Annotated in this window: 19 protein-coding genes; 7 read left to right on the forward strand and 12 right to left on the reverse strand. The window is 27.1% G+C overall.

Features of this window, described 5'->3' with window-relative positions:
- The 8 genes from AVBRAN12640_RS01390 to AVBRAN12640_RS01425 form a co-directional block, all read right to left on the reverse strand.
- A partial coding sequence (locus AVBRAN12640_RS01390; RefSeq protein ID WP_336612946.1) for a cache domain-containing protein occupies positions 1-1,017 on the reverse strand: 1,017 nt, incomplete at its 3' end.
- A 154-nt stretch (positions 1,018-1,171) separates the two neighbouring features.
- A complete protein-coding gene (locus tag AVBRAN12640_RS01395) occupies positions 1,172-1,759 on the reverse strand; it encodes a response regulator transcription factor (protein WP_214118426.1) in 588 nt (195 codons plus the stop codon).
- A complete protein-coding gene (locus AVBRAN12640_RS01400) occupies positions 1,759-3,051 on the reverse strand; it encodes an HlyD family type I secretion periplasmic adaptor subunit (protein WP_214118428.1) in 1,293 nt (430 codons plus the stop codon). Before AVBRAN12640_RS01400 ends, AVBRAN12640_RS01395 begins: the two co-directional genes overlap by 1 nt.
- Positions 3,048-5,183 (reverse strand): type I secretion system permease/ATPase, encoded by a 2,136-nt coding sequence (locus AVBRAN12640_RS01405; RefSeq protein ID WP_336608565.1) that lies wholly within the window; start codon positions 5,181-5,183, stop codon positions 3,048-3,050. Before AVBRAN12640_RS01405 ends, AVBRAN12640_RS01400 begins: the two co-directional genes overlap by 4 nt.
- Positions 5,180-7,072, reverse strand: a complete 1,893-nt coding sequence (locus tag AVBRAN12640_RS01410) for a bifunctional diguanylate cyclase/phosphodiesterase (RefSeq protein WP_214118432.1) — start codon at positions 7,070-7,072, stop codon at positions 5,180-5,182. Before AVBRAN12640_RS01410 ends, AVBRAN12640_RS01405 begins: the two co-directional genes overlap by 4 nt.
- Complete coding sequence (locus tag AVBRAN12640_RS01415) at positions 7,069-7,734, reverse strand: transglutaminase-like cysteine peptidase (RefSeq protein ID WP_214120625.1); 666 nt, start codon at positions 7,732-7,734, stop codon at positions 7,069-7,071. The genes AVBRAN12640_RS01410 and AVBRAN12640_RS01415 overlap by 4 nt, the downstream gene beginning before the upstream one ends.
- Positions 7,735-7,737: 3 nt before the next feature.
- A complete protein-coding gene (locus AVBRAN12640_RS01420; protein WP_336608566.1) occupies positions 7,738-9,537 on the reverse strand; it encodes a TolC family protein in 1,800 nt (599 codons plus the stop codon).
- Between the two features lie 132 nt (positions 9,538-9,669).
- Complete coding sequence (locus tag AVBRAN12640_RS01425) at positions 9,670-10,971, reverse strand: triphosphoribosyl-dephospho-CoA synthase (protein ID WP_336608567.1); 1,302 nt, start codon at positions 10,969-10,971, stop codon at positions 9,670-9,672.
- Between the two features lie 61 nt (positions 10,972-11,032).
- On the opposite strand from AVBRAN12640_RS01425, the gene AVBRAN12640_RS01430 reads away from it, so the two are divergent.
- The 6 genes from AVBRAN12640_RS01430 to citF all read left to right on the forward strand — a co-directional run bounded on the left by AVBRAN12640_RS01430 (position 11,033) and on the right by citF (position 17,153).
- On the forward strand, positions 11,033-12,571 hold the full coding sequence (locus AVBRAN12640_RS01430; RefSeq protein WP_336608568.1) for a sensor histidine kinase: 1,539 nt from the start codon (positions 11,033-11,035) through the stop codon (positions 12,569-12,571).
- Positions 12,564-13,214 (forward strand): response regulator, encoded by a 651-nt coding sequence (locus AVBRAN12640_RS01435; protein ID WP_336608569.1) that lies wholly within the window; start codon positions 12,564-12,566, stop codon positions 13,212-13,214. Before AVBRAN12640_RS01430 ends, AVBRAN12640_RS01435 begins: the two co-directional genes overlap by 8 nt.
- Before the next feature lie 103 nt (positions 13,215-13,317).
- Positions 13,318-14,589 (forward strand): 2-hydroxycarboxylate transporter family protein, encoded by a 1,272-nt coding sequence (locus AVBRAN12640_RS01440; RefSeq protein WP_336608570.1) that lies wholly within the window; start codon positions 13,318-13,320, stop codon positions 14,587-14,589.
- A 1-nt stretch (position 14,590) separates the two neighbouring features.
- On the forward strand, positions 14,591-14,836 hold the full coding sequence (locus AVBRAN12640_RS01445) for a hypothetical protein (RefSeq protein WP_214118452.1): 246 nt from the start codon (positions 14,591-14,593) through the stop codon (positions 14,834-14,836).
- Complete coding sequence (locus tag AVBRAN12640_RS01450; protein WP_336608571.1) at positions 14,833-15,648, forward strand: HpcH/HpaI aldolase/citrate lyase family protein; 816 nt, start codon at positions 14,833-14,835, stop codon at positions 15,646-15,648. Before AVBRAN12640_RS01445 ends, AVBRAN12640_RS01450 begins: the two co-directional genes overlap by 4 nt.
- On the forward strand, positions 15,645-17,153 hold the full coding sequence (gene citF, locus AVBRAN12640_RS01455) for a citrate lyase subunit alpha (RefSeq protein ID WP_336608572.1): 1,509 nt from the start codon (positions 15,645-15,647) through the stop codon (positions 17,151-17,153). The genes AVBRAN12640_RS01450 and citF overlap by 4 nt, the downstream gene beginning before the upstream one ends.
- A 43-nt stretch (positions 17,154-17,196) precedes the next feature.
- On the opposite strand, the gene AVBRAN12640_RS01460 is transcribed toward citF, so the two are convergent.
- The 4 genes from AVBRAN12640_RS01460 to AVBRAN12640_RS01475 form a co-directional block, all read right to left on the reverse strand.
- Positions 17,197-18,462 (reverse strand): MFS transporter, encoded by a 1,266-nt coding sequence (locus AVBRAN12640_RS01460; RefSeq protein WP_336608573.1) that lies wholly within the window; start codon positions 18,460-18,462, stop codon positions 17,197-17,199.
- Positions 18,452-19,657 carry a hydantoinase/carbamoylase family amidase gene (locus AVBRAN12640_RS01465; protein WP_214118460.1) on the reverse strand — a complete coding sequence of 402 codons (1,206 nt, stop codon included), beginning with the start codon at positions 19,655-19,657 and terminating at the stop codon, positions 18,452-18,454. Before AVBRAN12640_RS01465 ends, AVBRAN12640_RS01460 begins: the two co-directional genes overlap by 11 nt.
- A 1-nt stretch (position 19,658) precedes the next feature.
- Positions 19,659-21,029 (reverse strand): dihydroorotase, encoded by a 1,371-nt coding sequence (locus tag AVBRAN12640_RS01470; RefSeq protein ID WP_336608574.1) that lies wholly within the window; start codon positions 21,027-21,029, stop codon positions 19,659-19,661.
- A 144-nt stretch (positions 21,030-21,173) separates the two neighbouring features.
- Positions 21,174-23,912, reverse strand: coding sequence for an FAD-binding and (Fe-S)-binding domain-containing protein (locus AVBRAN12640_RS01475; protein ID WP_214120166.1), 2,739 nt, complete (start codon positions 23,910-23,912; stop codon positions 21,174-21,176).
- Between the two features lie 105 nt (positions 23,913-24,017).
- Here AVBRAN12640_RS01475 and AVBRAN12640_RS01480 point away from each other — a divergent pair, with 105 nt between their 5' ends.
- Complete coding sequence (locus AVBRAN12640_RS01480) at positions 24,018-25,307, forward strand: SLC13 family permease (protein ID WP_267523824.1); 1,290 nt, start codon at positions 24,018-24,020, stop codon at positions 25,305-25,307.
- The last annotated feature ends 6 nt before the right edge of the window (positions 25,308-25,313 follow it).

A 25,313-nucleotide genomic window follows, 5' to 3' on the forward strand; every position in this document is an offset into this window, starting at 1 on the left:
AAATTCGTCTTTAGAAGTGATTGCGATTTTGTTAGCATCATTTTTTTCATAATTTAAAAATTCAAAAAATTCAGTTAAACCATTTTGCATAGCAATCATAGGATTTAAAGATTTTTTGATTAAATAGTATAAAATTCCTATAACTACAATAATAAATATTATAAACTCATAAATTGAATTCATCATACTATTGTGAATAGTATCATCAATATTTGCCTTTGGCATAATTGAGCAAACATCATATCCTGTTAATTTATCTTCTAAACAATAAGCTATATATTCTTTATCATTTTTATTAAATATAAAATTACCACTATTATCATTTTTATAATAATTTTGTAATTTACTTACAAATTCTTTTTTCCATTCAGGATTACCTAAATCATCTTTATTAGAACTTGAAATAATCTCATCATTTTTATCTAAAATTATAGTGCTAGAATTTTTTAAAGAATTTGCTCTAGTAATCTCATCGCTAAAATCATCAATTAAAATATTACCACCAACAACAGCTACTATTTTATTATCAATTACTACAGGTGCAAAAATAGTTGTGGCTGATTTTTTACTTGAAACATCTTGATATACTGAAGATAAATTTGCTTGTTTTAATTCTAAAGCTTCTTTATACCAAGCTCTAGTTCTACCATCAAAATTAGGGATTAATCTAAAAGTTAAATCAGATTCAGCCTTATAAACATCGCCATTTGTTAAACCTACAAATAAACCTTTAAAATCTAAAATCTTATTATCATCTTCTATTATTTGCTTAATAAAATTTGGGCTTACATCTTTTGCTTCTTCAAATTTTTTAGCAATTTTTTTAATATTATTTAATTTTACATCTATATAAGAATTTATATACAAATTCTTTAAAGTTATATCATTTCTATTTAATTCATTGTAATTTGAATTAATAATAGTTTTAACTCTATTTAATTCGTATGAAGTTAAAATTACTGATGCAATTATTAAAACTGCGGTAAGATATATGGAAATTTTTTGTGATAGTTTCATTTAAATCCTTTTTTGTAATAATTTAAAAAGGCGTAGTATAAATAAACAAAGTTAAATAAAACTTAAGTAATAATAATTATTAATTAAAAATATTAACTAAAAGAATACAATTTTAATCCTATTTTAAACAAGAATTTAAAATAGGACTTTATATTTATTTATCAATATTTTTTAAAGCCATTACGAATTGAATTCTATTCTTAACCCCTACTTTTTGATAAATAGTTGAAGTTATAGCCTTTATAGTTCTTTCGCTAAGTTGCAAAATATTAGCAATTTGTGCGTTGTTTAATCCATCTTTTATATAATTTGCAACTACTTTTTCTCTATCAGTTAATAATTCATATAAATCATTATTATCTTGTTTATAGCTTTGATTAATAAGACTTATCATATTACTAATAATATCAGGCAATAACCATATACCGCCATTACTAATACAATTAATTGCATCTATAAAGTGAATTTTTTGCATTCTTGCGTTTGCATACCCTTTAGCATTGCCATTTAAAAACGCTTGAGATTCTATAAAATTTGGATTTTTTGATATAGCTAGACATTTAAAATTATATTTTGATAATTCTTTTATACTATCAATATTATCGCAAATTATAACATTAGCATCTTTGTATTTAGCTATTATTACATCTAAATAATTTGTTGAATATACATTAAAATCATTCAATATTTCTTCTAAATAAGTTCTTAGCTCTTTATCTTCTACATTTATAATTATTTGCATTATCTTTCCCTTAAAGCATTTTGTTTGGTTTTAAATATTGGTTTTAATAAATAATCTAATATAGTCTTTTTACCAGTAACAATATCAGCATTTACTATCATACCCACTTTGATATTTAGTGGGTGCTCATCTGTTCCTAGATGATTTTTTTCTGTTACGATTTTTACTAAATAAAAACTCTCTCCTTTATCATTGGTTTCTGTATCGGCACTAATTTGCATAACTTGTCCTTCAAGTCCGCCATAAATACTAAAATCATAAGCACTTACCTTAATAATAGCTCTTAAACCTTCTCTTAAAAATGCCACATCAGCAGGTTTAACCTTAACTTCAGCAATCAATCTATCATCAAGTGGAACTATTTCAGCTATATTTTCACCTGGCTTGATTACTCCTGAAACAGTATGAACATTAAGCTTTGAAACTATACCATTTACAGGGCTTTTTACTAAGGTTCTATCAACCCTATCATCAAGACCTATTTGACTTTTATTAATTCTAGCAATTTCAGCATTTGTTTCATTTAGTTCTTTTTTAGAATCATTAATAAAACCTAATCTTATTTCATTTAATGTAGCTTCTAATTTAGGTAGCGATAATCTTGCTTGAGATAATTCACCCCTAATATCATTTAATTGTCTGCTAATTTGTAAATATTCAACTTCACTCACACTACCTTTTTTATAAAGACTATAAGTCAAATCATTTTGTTTAGATACTAAATTATAACTCGTGCTTAAATGGTTGATTTTTGATTTTAGTTCCTTTATTTCGCTTTCTTTTTGAGAAATTTTTTCTTTTAATTGCTCTATATTACTCTCATATAAACTTTGTTCGTTTTTTAAAGTCTGTGGGAAAATTTTATTTACTTCATCTTCGCTTAAAATACTAATATCAAATTCTTTACTATTTGCTTGAGCAAAAAGCCTAATTTTTTTAGCCAAAAGCTCACTAATTTTTACTTCACTCTCGCCTAAAGAACTCTCAAAACTTTTATTATCAATCTTAAGTAATACTTGACCTTTTTTTACAACATCGCCTTCTCTTACTAATAATTCTTGAACTATACCACCTTCTAGGTTTTGAACTACTTGGTTTTGACCGCTAGGCACTACCTTGCCCTGCCCCCTTGTAATCTCATCAATTTCTGCTACACTCATCCAAGCAATCAAACCAATTACACAAGTAATAATTATATAAAGCATAGTTTTTGTTTTTTGAGAGCTTTTTGATAATACAGCTTGTGATAAGCTATTCATAAAATCTAAATCATCTTTTGTATAGTTTTTCATTTACTAGCTCCTAACTTTGCTAAAACTTCTTCTTTACTTCCATCTAAAACTACCTTAGCATTATCAATTACAATTATTCTATCAACTAGATTAAGAAGTGATTGTTTATGAGTAATTACTATTAATGTTTTATCTTTGCAAGCTTCTTTTAAATTATTTATAACTTTTGCTTCTGTTTGAGTATCTATTTGATTTGTTGGCTCATCTAATAGCATAATAGGTGTATTTGTTATAAACGCTCTTGATATTGCAATAGCTTGTCTTTGACCCCCACTTATACCTTCTCCACGCTCATAAACAGGCATATCAAATCCAAGTGGGTGAGAATTTACAAATTCACTAACACAAGAAATATTTGCAGCTTTTATAATTTCTTCATCACTTGCATAAGGTGCTTTATAAACTATATTTTCTCTTAAAGTGCCTTTAAATAGCATAATATCTTGAGAAACATAGCCAATATGCTCTCTTAAATCCACTGGGTCAATTTGCTCAATATCAATACCATCTACATGAATACTGCCTTTACTTGGCTCATAAAGTCCCATAATTAATTTTTCTATAGTTGTTTTTCCACTACCATTTTTACCAATAATTGCAACTTTTTCTCCAGCATTAATTTTAAAGCTAACATCACTTAAAGATTCTTTTTTAGCTTCTGGATAAGCAAATGAAACATTTTTAAACTCAATACCACCTAAGAAATTATTTCTTCTTACGAATTTTTTGCCATTTTCACGCTCTACTGGCATATTCATAATATCATTAAGGCTCTTATAAGCTGTTTTAGTCTGCTCGTAATTTGATATAAGAGAAGCTACCTGACCCATAGGAGATATTGCACGAGAACTTAAAATCACACTAGCAACAAGACCACCCATACTAAGCTCCATATCCTTAATCATATAAACACCCAATACAACAATAGCAATAGTGTTAAATTGAACTAAAAACCCTGTAACCATAGGAATAGAACTAGATAATAATTTATTTTTTATACTTTTATTAGCAATTTCTCCTGTTGCTTCTTCGTATATCCATTGAGAAGAAGATGCTGCACCTAAAGTCTTAATTGTCTCAAGTGTATTTAAACTCTCAATTAAAACACCATTTTTAAATGCACTTGCTTGATATGTGCTTTCTATTGAAGTCTGTAAAGGTTTTCTAATACTAAATGTATAAATTAAAATAAGTATCATAACAATAACAGGAACTACTACTAAATGCCCTGCTAGAAAATAAATTGTTGCTAAAAATATTATACAAAATGGCAAATCCACAATAGCAGCAATACTAGCATTTGCAAAAAAACTTTTAAGCGTATCAAATTCTTTTAGATTTTGCGCAAAAGAACCAACACTAGCAGGTCTAGAACTTAATTTAATATCCAACACTCTTTCATAAATTAATGAGCTCATAATAATATCGCTCTTTTTTGAAGCTGTTTCTAAAAAATAAGCTCTAACTAATTTAATAATCATATCAATTGTATAAACAACAAATACTCCTAAAGCTAAAACCCATAAAGTCTCAATTGCATTATTAGGCACAACCCTATCATAAACATTCATTGTAAAAAGCGGACCTGCTAAAACAAATAAGTTTATAATAAATGAAGCTAGTAAAACATCTACATAAATTGATTTTGATTTTTTAAGCGTATCCCAAAACCAATGCTCATTAGGGTTATTTTTAAGATTATTTATTTCATTTTTAATAACAAATTCTCTTTTTAAATAAAAAGCATAGCCTAAATATTCTTCTTCAATTTCTGCTTTACTAACCAATGTAGCTGCACCATCAAATCCTGGAAAAATAATACTTAATTTATCATTATCTTGAAAACTTTGTAAAATACATGCTTTTTGGTCTTTTAGCATTAAAATACAAGGCAATACTAAATTAGGAATATCTTTTAAATCTTTTTTCACTAATGTGCTAGCAAAACCAGCTCTTTTTGCAGCTCTACTAAAAAGAGATTTTTTATTATTTTTTGAAAATAGCTCTATACCGCCTAAATTTTTATCATAAGGCAACCCAGCTGTAAGTGCTTCGGCACTATAAGGATTGTTATAAAGCTTAGTAAGAATAACTAGACAATCTAGCAATTCATCTGTTTTTGTATTTATCATATTTCTTCCTTAACTTTACTTGTGTAATTTCCTTGAACTAAATTAATATTTAATTCTTTTATTTTGTTATAAGTTTCTTCATCTTCTATACCTATTGCAATTATTTTTATTCCTTTTGAATTTAAGATAATTTCTAAAGCATTTTTAGCCCCACTAGCATTAACATCTTCTAATAAATCAAGCAATGTTCTTGCCTGAACTTTAATATAAGAAATATTTAATTCATTTAAAATACTTAAGTTTTCTTTGTTTAAAGTAAAATGGTCAAGCCCTAAAGCTATATCATAAGTCTTAGCAAATCTTGAAAACTCAATAAGATTTCTAATATTTAATTCCTTACTCATAGCAAGTTCTAAATAAACTTTTTCATTTTTTCTAGTTTTGAATATTTTTTCTAATTTTTGATAATTTTCTGCTTTTATTAAATCATTTGAAATATTTACAGAAATTCCTGATTTAAATTCTTCACTTAAAGCCTTACTTAATACATAAATATCTAATTCTTTTGATAAATTAAGCTCATTTACAATAGGCATAAAATAAGAAGCATTTTTTAATTCATTTTTATATTTTAATCTCAAATATAATTCTTTATGATATACATTATTATCAGTATCTAAAACTTCTTGGCTAGCAAAACAAAAATCATTATTATTCATAGCGTTATAAATAAATGTTCTAAATTGCTCTTTACCTAAGATAATATTATCAGAATTATTTGATTTGTTTAAAGAATAATTAGTCTTATTTTTAATTAACAATAAGTCTAGTTCAGCAAGAATTTCATTTAGCTTTTTTCCTTCATAAGAACTTAAAGAACTGCTTATTAAAAACTCACTATCATCAAGTCCAAATTCTTTAAATAAATCTTTTATTTTATTTAGATAATTTACGCAGTTTTCTTCAAAACCTAAAGAATTCTCGCCTAAAACAGCGAAATCATTTTCATTAATTGAAAATACACATTCACTATCAAAAACCTTATCATTATCTCTTAAAATATCTGATAATCTTCCTAAAAATTCCATAGATTTATTAAAACCTAAAATCTTTTTTAGATTATAAGTTTCTTTAATGCTTAATAAAAAGCAATATCCATTTGAATACTCTTCCCTACTTTTAATTGATTCAAATTTATTTATAAAATATCTTCTATTAAATAGCTTAGTTCTTTCATCTTTATAAAGCAAATCATTATATTTATCTAGCGTTTCGCTCTCTTTATCAAATATATCTTTAACCTTACCTACCATTGAGTTCATCGCCATTACCATTTTTCTGACTTCTTGGGTAAATGGTAGTTTATTTTGTATTATAAACTCGTGTTCAAGTATAGCTTCTGCTTGTTTTCTAACCTTATTTAGTGGTGCTAAAATCGCTTTTAGTGAAAAATAAATTAAAATCATAGAAACTATAAAAATAATCACTAAATTAATAAACAATTCTTTAAGGGTTGTATAAAGTTGCTCGTAAGCAAATGCAGGGCTAATTTGCACATAAATAGTGCCTATTTTATTCCATTGTCTAATCTCAAAACTCTCAACAGGAGTGCTAATATTTACAAGTTTTACAAATAAATCACTAACTCCATAAAATACTTTTTCTTTACTTTTATCATAAACTATCTCATCATTTGCGTCAGTGAATTTAATTTCTTGATAATATCCACTATCAAAAATAGCATTAATCATAAGCTCAACACTATCTTTATCAACATTATCTAAAGTAGCAATTGATAATCCTAGCGAAGTTGCTGTATGCTTTGCATTTGCACTTAATTGCTCGTTTATAAAATCATTTGTAGTTTGATAGTTTTTAACACCAACAATAGCTATTATAATTAATATAAAAACTATAGCACCTAATAAAATTTGCTTAAATAAAGTCATAAATCACCCTTTTTTAAATTCTCTAAATAACTAGACCAATCTTTTGTATATTTTGAAGATTTTGCCGATAATTTACCGCTTGATGCTTGTTGTGCTAAAAATAAGTCTTTAGCATTAAACGATAACACAGGCTTTAAATCAACTCTTTTGTTTGCTCTTTTAATTGAATTTGTATTACTATCTAAAATAAAAGGAATATCGTTAGGTTTTTCATAATATGCTAAAACCATATGAGAAATCCATTTACCATTTAAATTAGCATATACGTATGTAAAAAATAATTTTTCTTCACTAACTCCTAAATCAAGTAAAGTAAGATATTTTGCAATTACGAAATCTTCGCAATCTCCAAAACCCTTTCCAAGCGATTCAAATCTATTAGCCCAATAATCAGTCTTACCCCAAGTTATCATATCATCTTGCCATTTTATAATACTTGGGTCATTAAAAAATTCATTAACTTTTACTAATTTATTTGCATCATTTGTATTTTGTATATCTTGCATTAACTTATCTAGTTTTTCAAGTCTTTTAACACTAACTTGTCCGTAAGTCTTCTCCATTCTAACATAAGTTTGTGGTTTAATGAATGAAGAACTAGATAAACTAATACCGATAAAAAGAGTGAATAAAATCACTCTTTTAAAAATTCTACTATACATCAATTACTTAATATCAGAGATTGAGCAAGCTTTATTAATGTATTGTTTTGCATAACCATTAACAAAACCTTCAGAAATTACACCCATATTATCAAGCATTTTGTATTGGGTTAATAAAATATTGCTCTTTGTATTAATTAATTCTTTAGCAGCTGAAAAATATTCGCTTTGAGCATCTAATACATTGATTAAATCTCTTTTACCAATTTTAAATTCATCTTCATAAGTTAAAAGTGTAGATTTAGCATATTCAACATAATCATTTAAATAATTTAATTTATCATTACTAATTTTATATGAATTAAATGCGTATGAATTGCTTTCTTCTAATTCTCTTAAAGTAGCATTATAATCCATTTGACTTGCTAATGCTCCGATTTTACTTTTTTCAACATTTAGCTTATCTTGACCTTTATTAAATAGGTTGTATGAAAATCTTAAATAAGCACCTGCTGAAGTATCTTTAGTATCTGCTTGTAAATCTCTAAAGATTTTATCTTTTGCATAGTTTGCACTTAATTCTAAGTCTAATTTAGGTAAATAATTTCCTTTTTTAACCTTTGTTTCATATTCAAGCACATTGATATTTTCAGCTTGAATTCTCACACTTGGATTACATTTTTTACTAATTTCATTTAAGCCTTCAACTGAACTAGGAATTGCATAAGTAAATTCTGGCATTACAAGAGAATTAATATCTACATTTTTACCAAATAATCTTGTAAATCTTGATTCAGCATCTTTAAAATCGTTTTCTGCTGATAATAAGTTATTTTTAGCAAGTGCTAAACGGCTTCCTGCTTGTCTTTCTTCACTAGCTCTTGCAAAACCTGAACTTGTTCTATCTTTGATTAGAGCATAAATATCTTCGTGAGCTTTTACATTTTTTTGTGCTATTTCAAGTAATAGTTTAGTTTTTATCATATCTAAATATGCTTTAGTGCTATCATATACGATTTCATTTGAATTTTGAATTACTTTATAAGCTGTAGAATTTGTAATGTGGCTTTGTTGAGCCTTGCCATTCATATCTTTTCCACCATTAAATAAGTTTTCTGTTAAAACTATTGAAGCATCGTGAGTTGTGCCTGTTCCTTTTTGTTCAGGTTGTACATTAACTTTTTTCTTTTTATTAACATATCCACCATTTGCATATACATTTAACATTGGATAATATTCAGCACTTGCTATATCTAAGTCTTTTAAAGATTTTAAATATTCTTGTTTATAAGTATTTACACTTGGGTTTGTATCAAGAACACTAGCAATCATTTTATTTAAAGTAATTGAATTAGCGTCTTCAACATTGTTAAATGCAGGAATATTTAAACCATTATCATTTTTTTCATCTAAACTATCTAACATACTTGAAACAGATGAATTATTATCTACAACAGCTGGTTCGCTAGTTAATTCGTCATTGTTTAAATTAGTATCTACTTCACTATCAACCTTAGAAAATTTAGGTTCATTTGGTTTTCTAGTCGTAAAATAAGCGTCTTTATAGATAGAATTTGAGCGAAGATAGTTTCTAATCTCTGTTACTTTTGATTTAGACATATCAGCAGTTTCAACAACTACGGTGTGATATGTGCTATTGTTTACACTTTGTGGGTCACTAGCTCTTGCTTTTACCACCAATTCATTAGCGTATTTGCTACTATTAACAACTTTTTCAATATTTGATTTTATTTTGTTTAATGTAGCATAATCGTCTTTTTTAAAGCTGGCTATGAATATATTATATTCAGCTGCGTGCAAGCAACTAGCCGCAATAATAGATGTGATTAATGTTTTTTTCATCATTGTTCCTTAAGTTTAAAAATAAATTAAAGGTATTACTTTAATTAATTAAACTTAATATTTCCATAGATTTTTTACTTTTTTTTATAAAAAATTTTAATCTTATATAATTTTTAAGTAATTATTAAAAAATTATTTTATTTTTATAAAATTTAAAAATATTATTAATGATAAAACATCAGCACTTCCACCAAAACTAATGCTTTTACTTGAGTATAAATTATTTAATTTATTAATAATTTTTATTATTTTACTATCATCATATTTACTAAGTTTTAAGCAAGTATTTTTTACTTGTAAATAATTATCATAATTATAATTTAATCTTTTTATTAAACTCGTATCATCTATTAAATATACGATATAAAATAAAGTCTTTAACAAACTTATATCATTTTTAATCTCAAAAGCTTGATAGAATTTAAAAGCCTTAAAAGTATTTATAAATCCTTTCTCAACCTCATCTCTTATCCCCTTAATCCCAAATCTTTGAAAGCAAATCCCACCGATTGAATTAAGATTATTGTTTAACTCATTTTGACATAGATTTACGCATAGATCTTTTGTAATTTTTGAGATATTTTCAAGCGATAATTCATCTTCACTTTTACTACAAGCAAAAATCATAATCGCAAACAAAAATAAAGCACCTTTATGAGTATTTATATTATTTGTGGCATTAAACATAGATTTTTCTGCTATTTGACCTATCTTTTTAAGCCTAATAAAATCATTTCTTTTTGATAATTTTGCTAAAGTATAAAAGCTATCAAAATATTCTCTTAATTCACTTACGCTATCTAAAAAGGTATAAAAGTTCATATCATTATGAGAATTTGAACTAAATCTATCAACCAAGCCAATTTTAGGAGATAAGCTAACTTCATACAATAATGCCTTTAAAGCAGCTTTGCTAAAATTATTTTTAATACTTTTATTTATGCAAATATGCACATAAAAATCATCAAATAATTCATCAAGTTTTTTATATATGCTAGATTTTGTATGAGTGTTATTTCTTTGACAAACTATGGCTAATTCATCACATAAAAAGCACTTCCTACCTGCATTTCTTAACTTAATTGTCTCGTTATTAAAATACACATCAAAATCAAATAATCTTGAAAAATTATATTTATTTTCTAAAGATATAGTGAGTTTTTTTATATTTAAAGCTTCATCATCAATCGCAAATAAGCAAAATAATTCATCTAAATTAACACTATAATTTATGATATTTCCTAAACTAAGCGCTTCGTTAATTCCGAATAAAAACAATTCTTTAACTTCACTAATATTAGATATTTTATACATATAAGGAAGATTTAGGCTAAAGCAAATTACAGGAGTTTTATAAATATTTTCGTATTCAAGTCTTGCATTAAATCTCTTTTCTTTTTGTTCTAAAACTAGCTGAAGCAAATCTTTTTGCATAATTTCAAATTCCTTAAATGATTTTAATATAATGTATCTAAAAAACTATTAGGAATTTTAAATGAGATTATTTACAAAAATTACTTTAACATTTTTTTTAATTTCTTTTATAGTTTTAAGCATTACTTCTGTTTTTATTTTTATACAAAGCAAAAAATTAATTGAAAACGAAATTACTCATAAAATAGAAGCAATATCAAAAACTCTAGCAAAAAATATTAATATAAATAATCCTAATTTAAATGAAGATATAAACACATTAAGTAAAGAATTAAATCTTGATTTCATAGTAATAATAGATAAAAATCAAAAGCGACTAACCCACCCTAATAAAGATTTAATAGGCACTTTAGTAGAAGGCGGGGACGCTAAGCAAGTCTTAAACGGACAAGGACATTATATCTCAATAGCAAAAGGTTCTTTAAAACGCTCAATTAGAAGCTTTAGCCCAATTTATAAAGATAATCAAATTATAGGTGCTGTAATAGTTGGAGTATTCGTAGATTATCTAAATCAAATAATTTTAGAAGAAAATAAATATAATTTTATTTTGATAATTATTTTTATAATAATCATTTTAATACTAGCAAAAATACTAAATAAAAATATAAAAAACATATTATTAGGTTATGAACCAAAACAAATAGCTAGTTTAGTTGCAAGACAAAACGCTATCTTGCAATCCTTAAATGATGGGATAATTGCAGTAGATGATAAAAACACCATTACTTTAATAAATGATAAAGCTAAAGATATTTTTAAACTAGCCTTAGTAGATAATGATTTAATAGGAAAAAATGCCAATATTATCCCACATTCAAATATGCAAAAAGTATTAAATACAAAAATAGCTGAATTAAATCAAGAGCAAATATTAAACGAAATCACAATTTTAACAAATAGAATTCCATACTTTATAGATAATAATATAGCAGGAGTTGTAGCGTCTTTTAAAGATATAAAAGAAGTTAAAAAATTAGCAAATGAGCTAATAGATGTCAAAAAATACGCCGAAGCCCTAAGAGCAAATCATCACGAATTCTCAAACAAACTTCACATAATAAATGCCTTATTAGAAAATAATAATATAAATGAAGCAAAAAATTATTGTGATGAATTGATTTTAAAAAATAAAGAGAATTTAAATAAATTATTATGCAATATCAATGATAAAGTAATCCTAGCTTTTTGCGAAAGCAAATTCGCCTTTGCAAAAGAATTAAAAATCAATATAAATCTTAATAAAAAATCATTTTTAGATAATTTAAATGATAGTAATTTACAAAATGATATTATTAGCATTCTTTCAAATTTAATAAATAATTCAATAGACGCATTAAGCAATACAGAAAATAAAAATATAGAAATATTTATAAAAAATAATAAAAACTACCTAAAAATTCAATGCAAAGACAATGGCTGCGGCATTCAAAATAAAGAAAACTTATTTACTAAAGGCTATTCTACTAAGGGTGAATTTAGAGGATATGGACTTTATTTATGTGCTAAAATTGTTGCTAATTATGATGGAACAATAAGTGTTAGTAAATTAAAAAATGGAAGCTCTTTTAGTGTAATTTTAAGGATTAATAATGATTAAGACAATAATAGTTGAAGATGATTTGATGGTGCAAGATATTAATAAAAACATTCTTTTATCAGTAAGTGAGTTTAAATTACTAGCTTGTTTTACTAGAGTAGATGATGCTATAAATTATTTGCTAAGTAATGAAATAGATTTGATATTACTTGATTTAACCTTGCCAAATACTGATGGAATTGAGCTTATTAGAAGAATTAAAAGTGAGTTTAGTAAGATTGATATTATTGTAATTTCTGCTAGAAATGATAGCTTAAGCTTACAAAAAAGCTTAAATCTAGGAGTAATTGATTATATTCTAAAACCATTTAAACAAAATAGGCTTGAAAGCTCACTAAATCAATATAAGTTAAGAAGAAATCTATTAAATAGCAAAATCAATCAAGAAAATATTGATAAAGCTCTTTATAAACAAATTGATGAATTACCAAAAGGAATTGATAAAAATTCTTTAGCTCTTATAAAAGATAAAATAAAAGAATTTAATACTTGGTTTAATGTCAATGAATTAGAAAAACTAACAAATATTTCTAAAATATCTCTTAGAAAATATCTAACTTATTTAGAACAAATTAATTACATTACTTCAAAACTAGAATATAAAGCCAAAGGAAGACCACAAATATATTATAAATTAAACTAATTTACTTATTTTAATTATTTAAAAGCTTTTTTAAATTACTTAAATTTACAAAATCTTAATTCTTCTTAAAATGAAAACTCAAATTATTTTTAAAGGAGTTTTTATGAAAGAAAGACAAATAGGTGGTGTAAATTTATACGCATTTTGTGTATTTGCACTTATTGTATTTTTCACTTGCTATTTTGGAAAACTTCCTAAAGATATGGTAGGCGGACTTGCTATTACTATGATTTTAGGAATACTGCTTGGCGAAATTGGTATGAAAGTGCCTATTTTAAAAAATATTGGCGGACCAGCTATATTAAGCATTTTTGTTCCATCTTGTATGGTTTATTATGGTTTATTAAATCAAAACTCAATAGATGCTATAACATTTTTTATAAAACAATCTAATTTCTTATATCTTTATATAAGCGTTTTAGTAGTTGGAAGTATATTAAGTATGAAACGAGCAATTTTAATTGCAGGGTTTTTAAAAATGTTTATACCTTTATTTATAGGAACTTTTTTAGCTATTATAGTGGCATATTTAATAGGTTCAGTTACTAGCATTGGTGGAGCTCACGCTGTATTTTATATAGCAATTCCTATCTTAAGTGGCGGAGTTGGAGAGGGAATTATCCCACTAAGTGTTGCTTATTCAGAAATTTTAGGCAATGCCAATTCATCAAATATAATAGCACTTCTAGCACCTGCTGCAATGCTTGGAAACTTATTTGCAATTGCTTATGCAGGATATTTAAAAAATCTAGCTCTAAAAAAGCCACATTTAAGTGGAAACGGGCTTTTAGTAAAAACTAAAGAAGAAAATATCAATTCTTTAAATAACGATACCTTGCCTTTTGATATTAAATTAATGGGTGCTGGTTTGCTCGTTGCGGTATGCTATTTTTTAATAGGAAAATTATTAAATATGATAATTTCAATTCCTGCTCCAATTATCATGATTATTATGGCTACTATTACAAAAGTTTTAAACATAATGCCAAAAAGCCTAGAATACGGAGCTAATTTCATATATCAATTTGTAAGCAAAAACCTAACTTGGGCTCTTTTAGTAGGTGTTGGAGTTATTTGGACACCTTGGAAAGATGTAATTGCTGCAATTAATATTGCTTTTATAATAATTTGCTTTAGCGTAGTTACTACTATGGCACTTACTGGGTATTTTTGTGCAAAGTTTTTAAATATGTTTGAGATTGAATGCTCTTGCGTTATGGTTTGTCATTCAGGACTTGGTGGCACAGGAGATGTTGCAATTCTAGGCTCTTGTAATAGAATGGAGCTTATGCCATTTGCACAGATTTCAACTAGAATTGGTGGGGCTTGCACGGTTATAGCTGCTACATTTTTATTTGCACAATTTGGAGTTTAAGATGATTAGCGTTGGAACTATTGAATCAAATGATTGTTTAATTAATATTCAAAAACATAAGGAATTTCAAATCGTATTTATAAATGAAGAAGAAAATCCTTATGCAAAACATATTAAGAACTTAATTCAAAATTATTGTAAAGAACATAAAAATACAAATGTTTTAATAGAGATAAATGATAAAGGTGCTTTAGATTTTTGTATCTTAGCAAGGCTAAAAACAGCATTAGAAAGGTTAGAAAAATGAGAAGAACATTGCTATTTATACCAGGAAATAATGCAGGAAATATTCAAAACGCAGGATTATTTGGAGCTGATGCTATTATATTTGACTTAGAAGATGCAGTAAGTCCTATGCAAAAAGATAGTGCCTTAAATCTAGTTTGCAATGCCTTAACTATACTAAATTATGAATGTGAAAAAATAGTTAGGATTAATTTAGAGAATGCAAAAAACGATATTTTAGCACTATCAAAAACTAAAATTAATAGCATATTAATCCCAAAAGCTGAAAATGTAGAAGAGATTAAAGAACTTATCAAATACACAAAGAATTTAAATCCAAAAATTGAAATTTTACTTTTAATAGAAACTCCACTTGGCTTATTGAATGCTAAAGAATTAGCATTTTTAAATGGCGTTAGTGCTATTTGCTTTGGTGCAGAAGATTATACGAGCGAAATTGGTGCAAAAAGAAGCGAGAGTGGAGTTGAGATTGATTTTGCTAGAAATTATTTATTAAATGTATGTAAGGCTGCAAAAATAGATGCAATAGATACTCCATATACAAATATAAATGATGAAAATGGATTAATAGCCGATACAACTTATATTAAAAATCTAGGATTTGATGGCAAATTAGTAATTAGCCCAAGACATATTGATATTATTCATAATTGCTTTAAACCTAGTGAAAAAGAAATAATCTGGGCTAATCAAGTCCTAAACGCTATAAAAGAAGCCGAACTTAAAAAAAGTGGAGTAATTTCACTAAATGGCAAAATGATTGATGCACCTATTGTTAGTCGTGCTAAAAAGATTTTAAAGGAAATTCTATGAATATTGATTATATTAAAGATTATGGAGAAGTAATTGCTTTTAACGGAGCATTTAGTTTAAAACCTAAAGAAAAATCACTTAAAAAGCATATAAAATTATCAAACCCAACTGATAATAAAGTCTATACAAATGTAAAAGAATTAATCAAAAAAACAGGCTTAAAAAGTGGAGATACAATATCATTTCATCATCATCTAAGAAATGGGGATAAAGTAGTAGGAATTATCTTACAAGCTTGTGAAGAGCTAGGCATAAATGATTTAAAACTAGCAATTAGTGCAATTTTTCCAACTCATGATTTTTTAGTAGAATATGCAAAAAAAGGAATAATAACTCAAATAGATACAAACTATTGCACAGGAAAAGTCGCAAATGCTATTTCTCGTGGAGAATTTAAAAAAGTAGCTATTTTTAGAACCCACGGCGGTCGTGCTAGAGCAATTTATGCAGGGGATTTAGAAATTGATGTAGCATTTATTGCAGCAAGTGCAACCGATAATGCAGGGAATATCAATGGAACAATGGGTAAAAATGCCTTTGGCTCAATCGGTTATGCTATGCCTGATGCAGATTTTGCTAAAGTTAGCGTTGCAGTAAGTGATACTATATATCCTTATCCATTAAGCAATCCTAGTATTACTCAAGATAAGATTGATTATGTTTTAATGGTTGATGAGATAGGTGATCCAAATGGTATTAAATCAGGCACAACTGATATTACAAAAGACCCAATTCAGCTAAAAATTGCTAAAACAACGGCTAATTTAATAGATGAAAGTGGGCTTTTAAAAGATGGTTTTTCATTTCAAACAGGAGCTGGTGGGATAAGCCTTGCAAGTGCTCATTATGTAAAAGAAATTATGAAAGAAAAAAATATCAAAGGCTCATTTATTATGGGCGGAATAACTGCATATTTAGTTAGTTTATATAATGAAGGGTATTTTAATAATATTTTTGATGTTCAAGGTTTTGATTTAGAAGCTTTAAAATCATTGCAAACTAATCCTAATCATTACGAAGTTAGCTCAAGTTTGTATGCAAACATTCACACAAGCTCTCCTATAGTAAATAGACTTGATTGCGTTGTTTTAGGAGCAACTGAAGTTGATACTAATTTTAATACCAATGTAATGACTAGTTCAAATGGATATATTATGGGCGGAAGTGGTGGGCATAGCGACGCTGCTGCAGGAGCAAAACTAGCAATAATTACTACTAATTTAATTAGGACTAGAAAAGCTATCGTTAAAGAAAAAATAAACTCAATTACAACTCCAGGAGAAAGCATTAATGCACTTGTTTGTGAATACGGAATTGCACTAAATGATAAAATTTTGGCAAAAACCTTAAAAAACTCAAGGCTAAAAATACTTGATATAAAAGACTTAGCTAGTATTGCAAATGATATTTGCGGAGTTTGTGAGTATGAAAAATCAAATAAAAAAATAGTAGCCGTCGTTGAATATCGCGATGGCAGTGTAATTGATGTAATAAGACAAGTCTAAAACAATTAAAGAATTTGAAAATTAATTTTCAAATTCTTTTTAATTAAAACTCTTGCCAATTATCAAGACCTAATTTTTTCATTCTTACAACTCCCCAAAAAGCTAAAATACAAGACAATAAAGTCCAAGCAGCAGGAGCAAATAAGCTAAATTTTGCTAAATATGTAATAATTGCCGGAGTAAATCCTGCAAAAAATATTGCAACTAAATTATAAGAAATACTCAAACCACTACTTCTTACATGAGCAGGAAATAATAAACTCATAATAGCAGGTGCTAATCCAACAAAAAAGCTAATTAATAAACATAAAATTATATGAATAGCAAATAATAAAAAAGCATTACTACTACCTAATAAAACATATAAAGCCAAAAATGGAATAAAAGATAAAAGCCCAATAGAAATCATAAGAGATTTTATAAGACCAATTTTATGTGCTATAAACACTGCAAAAAAACACCCTAATGTCAAAAATATATTTCCTAAAAAACTAGCAGTATAGCCTAATTGCATATCATAGCCTAAGAATTTATGATAAAAAGTAGGCATAAAAATAATTAAACTATAAACTCCAGCAGTCCATAATGTGCTAAAGAGCATACCTGTAAAAATTCTACCTTTATAATCTTTTAATAAATCTTTTAAAGGTGCTTTGTTTTTGTTCTCTTTTTGTTGCTCAATAAAAACTGCACTTTCATTAGATTTATTACGAATATATACGCCAACAGGAATAATCAAAAGCCCGAAAGCAAAAGCATATTTCCAAGCACCATCATAAATATCTTGAGTAGTAAATATAGTAGTAATAATAACTCCAGCTAATGCAGATAATATATTAGCAATTCCAATGGTTGATTGCAAAAATGAAGCATATAATAATCTTTGCTTTTTATCAGCATTTTCTAATAAATAACTAGTTGCTCCACCGATTTCTCCACCTGCACTAAATCCTTGAAATAATCTTGCTACTAAAAGCATAATAGGAGCTAAATATCCTATATCTTGAAATTTTGGAGTTAATACTATAATAATTATTCCTATAGCCATTGTTGAAATAGTTAGCAATAAAGACTTTTTCCTACCATATTTATCACCTATATAACCACATAATATAGCACCAATAGGTCTTGCTATAAAACCAACCCCAAATAATAAAAAAGTATTAATCATATTAGTAATTGGGTCTGCTTCTTTTGGAAAAAAATTAGCACTAATATATACTGCAAAAAATGCGAATAAAGAAAAATCATACCATTCTAAAGCATTACCCATAGAAGCTGCTATAACGGTTCTTGTTCTATTTTTCATAACCACTCCTTAATATGTTATTTAAAATAATTTGAGTGCCAATAGCTGCATCTTCAAATGAGCTTTCTTCATCAGGATGATGAGATAAACCATTTTTGCTAGGTATAAAAATCATACCCATAGAAGCTATCTTAGCCATAAAAGCACTATCATGCCCTGCCCCACTTGGCATAATAATATTACTTACTTGTAGCTCATCTGCTGTTTGTTTTAAATTCTTAATAATTAAATCATCAGCAGGAGTAGCATTAGAATCTGATACTAATTTATAATTAGCGTCTAAATCTTTTAGCTTTTCTTCAATTTCTTTAATAAAATTTATTCTTATTAAATCATCTTCACTTCTTAAATCTATACTTATTTTTACACTATTAGAAATAACATTAGCAGCATTAGGCATTACACTACACGCCCCAACTGTTGCTACCGTATAAGCTTGTTTAGAATACTCAATAGCTTTATCATTTAACCATACGATAAATTTTGAAGAATTTAATAAAGCATCTTTTCTTAAATGCATAGCTGTTGTTCCTGCGTGATTGCTTAAACCTTTAAATTCCACATTAAATCTTGAAATACCTACAATTTTATTTACAATACCAATCTTAGTATTTAAACTCTCTAACATATTTCCTTGTTCAATATGCAATTCATAACTTTCAATAAGCTTACCTATTCCTAATTCGTTAAAAGTTCTAAATGATTTATTACCACCTGATTTGATTATCATATCTGATAATTTAGTATCATTAACTTTAATATCAAGTTGTTCTTTACTCAAATTACCAGACATTCCCCTAGAACCTACGCAAGATAAACCAAAATAATTAGGCTCTTCTCCTAAATAATCACAAAAAATTAAAGTTTTATCTAATTGTATATCTTTTAAAGCTGTAGCAATTACCATAGCAGATACAACACCTAAAACTCCATCAAATCTACCACCACTAGCAACGGTATCGCTATGAGAACCTATTATAATACATTCATTACTTTTGCCCTTTTTAATAGCTAACATATTGGCAAAATCATCATATATAACATTAAGTCCTAAATTTAAAAAATGATTTTTAATATATTTTCTACCTTCTTCATAAGTATTAGTAAATACCAATCTAGTAAAAGGACGATTTGTTTCTGTAATTTTTGCTAAATTATTTATATGAAATTTAATATCATCTGCAAGTATTTTCATATCAATTCTCGTTAGGATTTATAAATTTTGCATTAAATTTATATACATTTTTACCATCAAATACTTTATTACCCCTAACATAGTGTTCATTTATTTTATAAAGCATTTCATAGCCTTCATACAAACTATAATCAAGATTACTAAAACCATCTTTTGCATAATACTTATAAGTATCTTCACTTAAAATAACAAAATCAGCATCATTTCCAGCTTTTAATTCTCCTTTATTTGGCAATTTAAACAATTTCGCTGGATTAGTTGATAGTAATTTAGAAGCTAAACTTAAATCTACATTTCTTTTTTTACATTCACTTAAAAATAAAGGCAATAACACTTCAAGACCTGCAGCTCCACTAGAATTTAAAAATATATTCTCATTGCTCTTTCTATCTTTACTCCATCTTACATGGTCTGTTGAAACTACATCAACTAAGCCATTTTTTAAACATTCCCATATAGCTTCTTTGTTGGCTAAATCTCTTATTGGTGGGTTGATTTTAGCAATACCATTGAATCTTCTAACCTCATCTTCTTCAGAGCAAATTAAATAATGCAAACAGCATTCAACACTAGCTTTGTAGCCATCTTTTTTATAATTATTAGCAATTTCTAAAGCTCTTTTATTAGAAGCATGAACAACATGAGCTTTTGCTCTTGCACTAGCTCCTAATTCATATATAGTATTTACAGCTATATTTTCAACCCACTCAGGGCGAGATAAATTATGTGCTTTATAGTCTGTTCTTTCTTGTTTTATTTTTTCAGTTAGATAAATAACGCTTTCATGGTCTTCATTATGCACTCCTACCATTACATCATATTTTGCACATTCAAGCATAACTTCATACATTAAATATGGTGGTATTCTAGGAAATCTAACAGGGTCTGTTCCAAATAAAGATAATTTAAAGCCACAAGCACCTAATTTTATTAATTCTTCAATATTTTTTATACCATCTTCTGGATTTATGGTCGCATAAAGAGCAAAATCAACATAAGAATTTTCTAAGCCATCTTTTAATTTTTTATTAAAATTATTTGCGTTTGATATAAGTAATCCTGCATCATAAGGCATTTCTACCATTACACTAATACCACCTGCACTTGCTTGTTTGCTTGCTAGTTCAAAATCCTCATTATTTGCTTGAGAACGAGAATGTACTTGAGAATCAATAGCCGATGGAAAAATAATCTTATCTCTTAAATCAATTGCGTCTTCACTAAAACCATAAATATTTGCTAATTCTTTTATGCTCTTTTGATAATCTTTTTCTAAAAATAATTCTACTCTACTAAAGAGCTCTTCTTTAACAACTAAAACACCAATACCTATAGTATCTTTTAATACTAATTTAGAAACATAAGTTTTCATTTTACTCCTTTATTAACTTATGTTTTTAGGATACTAGATATATTGATAAAAAGATAGAAAAAAAGAAAAATATTAAAGCTTGTATTACTTTTAGTAACACAAGCTTAAAGAATTTGAAAATTAATTTTCAAATTCTTTCAATGATTAATTACTGCATTCGTCTAATAAATAAGCAATATGTTGCCAAGACATATTAGTAGCATCGCTAAGTCCTACTTCGCAAGTACTAGATGAACTAAAGCCTCTTTTAACATTAGTGCTTGAATAAAATTTCTTAAAATTATTTGTAGCACTTATATTTAGCTTAGGAGTTAAAAAGCCTTTATATCCAGCAAATCCACAGCAGTATGTATCATTATCAATTACTATTTCATCAGCACATAATTTAGCTAAACTCATTATGCTATCTTCTATATGCATTTTTCTAGCAGCACACATAATATATAAGCCTATTGGCTCATTTACTTTTGTGATTTTTAATCTTGGAGCAATTACTTTGTATAAATATTCGCTCAAATCATAAACTTTACCTTTATGATTTTTAACTACCTTAGCCGAACAAGCAGAATGATCAATCACAACGCTGCAATTTTGATTAGATAAATACTCATTTAATTTTGCTTCATTAGCAATTTGAATATTTTCATAATTCTCATAAGCCTTTCCGCAGCATAAATCATTTGGAGCGTAGATTATTCCAATTCCTGCCTTTTTACATAGACTTTCAAATACTTCTTGAATGCTTCTTTTATCACTCATTTTTGCATTAGGCTTAAATGCTTTATTTAAACAACTTGTAAAATATATAACATTTTCTTCTTGAGTATTTGTTGAATACTTATAATCATTTGCTCTAGGCAAGTAATTTCTACTTTGTGGTAAATTAAATGTAGCTAGTAAATTATTTAATTTGTAATTATCAAATTTATTAGCAATTTTTAAAGAAGTTTTTGCTAGAGCTAAAGTAGTTTCGTGGTGATTATAAGCAAAATTACCGATAATTCTTGAAATAGCTCCTTGATTTGCTTTTCTATATTTTAAGCTAAAATCAGCAAAATTAATACCTAAAGGACATACCATAGAACAAACCCCACAAGCAGCACAGGTAGTATCTACATAAAAATTATAAAGCTTTTTCATATCTTTTAATTTTTTCTTGCTATCTTCGTCGTTTAATTCTTCTAAACTCTTCATCTCTTTAAGCACTGCAATTCTTTGTCTAGGGCTTAGGCTGATTTCATTTGATGGACAAAATCTCTCGCAAAATCCACATTCCATACATAAATTTAAAGCTTCATCAACAGGGCTTTGGTTTTTGATATTTTTCTTATAAATATCTTTATCTTTTGTAATAATTACATCAGGATTAAATATATTATCTTTATCAAGAATATCTTTTATCTTGCAGTTTATAGCATAAGCTTTTTTACCCCACTCAATCTCAACAAAAGGTGCAACCATTCTTCCTGTGCCATGCTCTGCTTTGATACTTCCACCAAAACTAGCTACTACACTTGACATTTTTTCTACTAATTTTGCAAAATTTTCAAATTCGGTTTTATCATTTAAATTAGGAGTAATGATAAAGTGAATATTTCCAGCTAATGCGTGACCAAAAATAATACCTTCAAAATTAAATTCTTTAAATAAATCTTGAATAGCACTAATACCATTTGCTAAATCTTTTATCTCAAAACACACATCTTCAGTAATAACAGTAGCTCCAACAGGTCTTTTACTAGCTGCTATTGGTAAAAGTGCTTTTCTAATCTTCCACCATAAATCATATTCGCTTTTTTCTTTAGAATAATATGATTTAAAAGTTTTGCTTGAAAGCTCTTTAATTTTAACTATATTTGCATTTAAAACTTCTTCATTATCGCTTTCAGTTTGAATTAATACACAGGTATTATTGTCTTTTATATCACTTAATAAATCTTTTAATTCATCATAACTACTAGCAGCTTTTAAACTAGCATAATCCATAATTTCAGCTGAATTTATAAAATCATATTTTGCAAATTCACTAATAGTATTTGCAGCGTCGCTAATATCATTAAAAAATAATAAAGCACAGGCTTTATAAGGTAAATCATCAATAGTTTTAAGTCTTGCTTCACTAACAAAACCTAAAGTCCCTTCGCTACCTACAAATAAATGAGCTAAAATATCTATTTCATCATCATAATCAATGAAAGAATTTATAGCATAGCCTGTTGTGTTTTTGATTTTAAATTTGCGTTTAATTAATTCATATAATTCGCTATCATTTTTAATCTCTTCTTTAATAGCTCTAATTTCATTAATTAAATTAGCGTGAGTTCTTTTAAATTCTTCCACATTTGCTTTATCTTTAGTATCTAGAATAGTTCCATCATTTAATATCACTCTAATACTATTTAAAGTTTTATAAGAATTATCCTTAGTTCCACAGCACATACCACTTGAGTTGTTAGCAACAATACCACCAATTAAAGCTGAATTAATCGTAGCAGGGTCTGGGCCAATTTTTTTACTTAATTTAGCTAATGATAAATTAGCATTAACTCCAACAACACCACAACCTAAACTAATCTCGCTAGCATCATCATTTATAGCGATTTTTTTGAATGCAAACTTAATTACTACTAAAACACTATCCGTTGAGCTTTGACCACTTAAGCTAGTTCCTGCTGCTCTAAAGTTTAATGGAGTTTTATATTTATTTGCTAGTCTAATTATTTCTTGTATTTCGCTCTCATTTCTTGCTATTACTACTATCTTAGGGACATATTTATAACAAGACGCATCAATTCCATAAGCAAAACATCTAAGATAGTCATTAAATATCCTATCTTTAAACATATTCTTAGCTTCATTATAAAATAATTCATAATTATTCATATTATTTCTCCTTTTTTCTTCGTTAATCAAATTAATGTTATTTTACATAAATTATTTGGAATTTAAAAAAGAATTTAAAAAAAGATTTTTAATTAAAGGATTAATATGCTTACAAGTTTTATTATCTTAGCCATTATTTTATCAATTCTAATTGGCTATAAAACTCGTTTAAATATAGGATTTTTTGCAATTATATTTGCCTATATTATTGGTGCGTTTTTTATGGATTTAAAGCCTAAAGAAATTATTTCTTATTGGCCTGTTTCTATATTTTTTGTTATTTTTGCGGTTTCGTTATTTTATAATTTCGCAAGTGTTAATGGGACATTAGAAAAACTAGCTGCATTTTTGATTAAAAAATTTGAAAATTATCCGTATTTTTTGCCTTATGCTATATTTTTAGTATCGGCTTTAATTGCTGCAATGGGTGCTGGATTTTATAGTGTTTTAGCCTTTATGGCTCCAATTACTTTTTTACTCTGTGAAAAAACAGGTCTTGATAGAGTTGGTGGAGCTATGGCTATTAATTATGGTGCTTTAGGCGGGGCAAATTTCCCAACTTCTCAAAGTGGAATAATATTTCGCTCTCTTATGGAAAAATCAAGTATAAATCCTGATATTGCATTTTCTAATGCTTTTGTGATATTTTTATTTACTTTTATTTTGCCTATTTTTGTAATCAGTCTTTTTGTATTTAAAGCAAAAAAATCTAATATAAAAATAGAATTATTAAGCGAAAAAATTACTTTTAATGATAAACAAAAAACCACACTAATTTTAATGGCGCTTATGATGGTTTTTGTATTAGCATTTCCTTTATTACACATAGCATTTCCCAATGAAAAAACTATAACTTTTATAAATTCTAAAATAGATATAGGATTAATAGCTATTGTTTTTGTAGCTATATCATTGCTTTTAAAATTAGGAGATGAAAAGCAAGTTATAGCACTTATTCCTTGGGGGACTTTGATTATGATTTGCGGAGTTGGGATACTTGTTAGCATTGCTACTAAAGCAGGTGTGATTAATCAATTATCAGGCTTTGTAGAAAGCAATGTGCCAAAAATAATTGTCCCTATTATGATGATGATAATTGCAGCTATTATGTCGCTATTTTCTAGCACTTTAGGAGTGGTTACTCCTGCACTTTTCCCACTTGTGCCTACATTAAGCAATGCAAGTGGTTTTAGTGAAGTTGTGTTATTTACTTGCATAGTAATTGGAGCACAAGCTAGTGCTATTTCTCCATTTAGCTCTGGAGGTTCATTGGTTTTAGGAGCGATTGCAAACGAGCATAAGGATAGTTTATTTAAAGGCTTACTTGTAAGAGCAATTCCTATAGGTTTTATAGCAGCATTAATTGCTGGAATTATTGTTATGAATATTTTTTAAGGAAAG

Origin of the sequence: Campylobacter sp. RM12640 (genome assembly GCF_020137595.1) — a bacterium.
Lineage (GTDB): Bacteria > Campylobacterota > Campylobacteria > Campylobacterales > Campylobacteraceae > Campylobacter_E.

Excerpts from the sequence above, each read along its gene's own strand:
- AVBRAN12640_RS01395 (WP_214118426.1), bottom strand. The coding sequence starts at position 1,759 with ATGCAAATAATTATAAATGTAGAAGATAAAGAGCTAAGAACTTATTTA.
- AVBRAN12640_RS01400 (WP_214118428.1), bottom strand. The coding sequence starts at position 3,051 with ATGAAAAACTATACAAAAGATGATTTAGATTTTATGAATAGCTTATCA.
- AVBRAN12640_RS01405 (WP_336608565.1), bottom strand. The coding sequence starts at position 5,183 with ATGATAAATACAAAAACAGATGAATTGCTAGATTGTCTAGTTATTCTT.
- AVBRAN12640_RS01410 (WP_214118432.1), bottom strand. The coding sequence starts at position 7,072 with ATGACTTTATTTAAGCAAATTTTATTAGGTGCTATAGTTTTTATATTA.
- AVBRAN12640_RS01415 (WP_214120625.1), bottom strand. The coding sequence starts at position 7,734 with ATGTATAGTAGAATTTTTAAAAGAGTGATTTTATTCACTCTTTTTATC.
- AVBRAN12640_RS01420 (WP_336608566.1), bottom strand. The coding sequence starts at position 9,537 with ATGAAAAAAACATTAATCACATCTATTATTGCGGCTAGTTGCTTGCAC.
- AVBRAN12640_RS01425 (WP_336608567.1), bottom strand. The coding sequence starts at position 10,971 with ATGCAAAAAGATTTGCTTCAGCTAGTTTTAGAACAAAAAGAAAAGAGA.
- AVBRAN12640_RS01430 (WP_336608568.1), top strand. The coding sequence starts at position 11,033 with ATGAGATTATTTACAAAAATTACTTTAACATTTTTTTTAATTTCTTTT.
- AVBRAN12640_RS01435 (WP_336608569.1), top strand. The coding sequence starts at position 12,564 with ATGATTAAGACAATAATAGTTGAAGATGATTTGATGGTGCAAGATATT.
- AVBRAN12640_RS01440 (WP_336608570.1), top strand. The coding sequence starts at position 13,318 with ATGAAAGAAAGACAAATAGGTGGTGTAAATTTATACGCATTTTGTGTA.
- AVBRAN12640_RS01445 (WP_214118452.1), top strand. The coding sequence starts at position 14,591 with ATGATTAGCGTTGGAACTATTGAATCAAATGATTGTTTAATTAATATT.
- AVBRAN12640_RS01450 (WP_336608571.1), top strand. The coding sequence starts at position 14,833 with ATGAGAAGAACATTGCTATTTATACCAGGAAATAATGCAGGAAATATT.
- citF (WP_336608572.1), top strand. The coding sequence starts at position 15,645 with ATGAATATTGATTATATTAAAGATTATGGAGAAGTAATTGCTTTTAAC.
- AVBRAN12640_RS01460 (WP_336608573.1), bottom strand. The coding sequence starts at position 18,462 with ATGAAAAATAGAACAAGAACCGTTATAGCAGCTTCTATGGGTAATGCT.
- AVBRAN12640_RS01465 (WP_214118460.1), bottom strand. The coding sequence starts at position 19,657 with ATGAAAATACTTGCAGATGATATTAAATTTCATATAAATAATTTAGCA.
- AVBRAN12640_RS01470 (WP_336608574.1), bottom strand. The coding sequence starts at position 21,029 with ATGAAAACTTATGTTTCTAAATTAGTATTAAAAGATACTATAGGTATT.
- AVBRAN12640_RS01475 (WP_214120166.1), bottom strand. The coding sequence starts at position 23,912 with ATGAATAATTATGAATTATTTTATAATGAAGCTAAGAATATGTTTAAA.
- AVBRAN12640_RS01480 (WP_267523824.1), top strand. The coding sequence starts at position 24,018 with ATGCTTACAAGTTTTATTATCTTAGCCATTATTTTATCAATTCTAATT.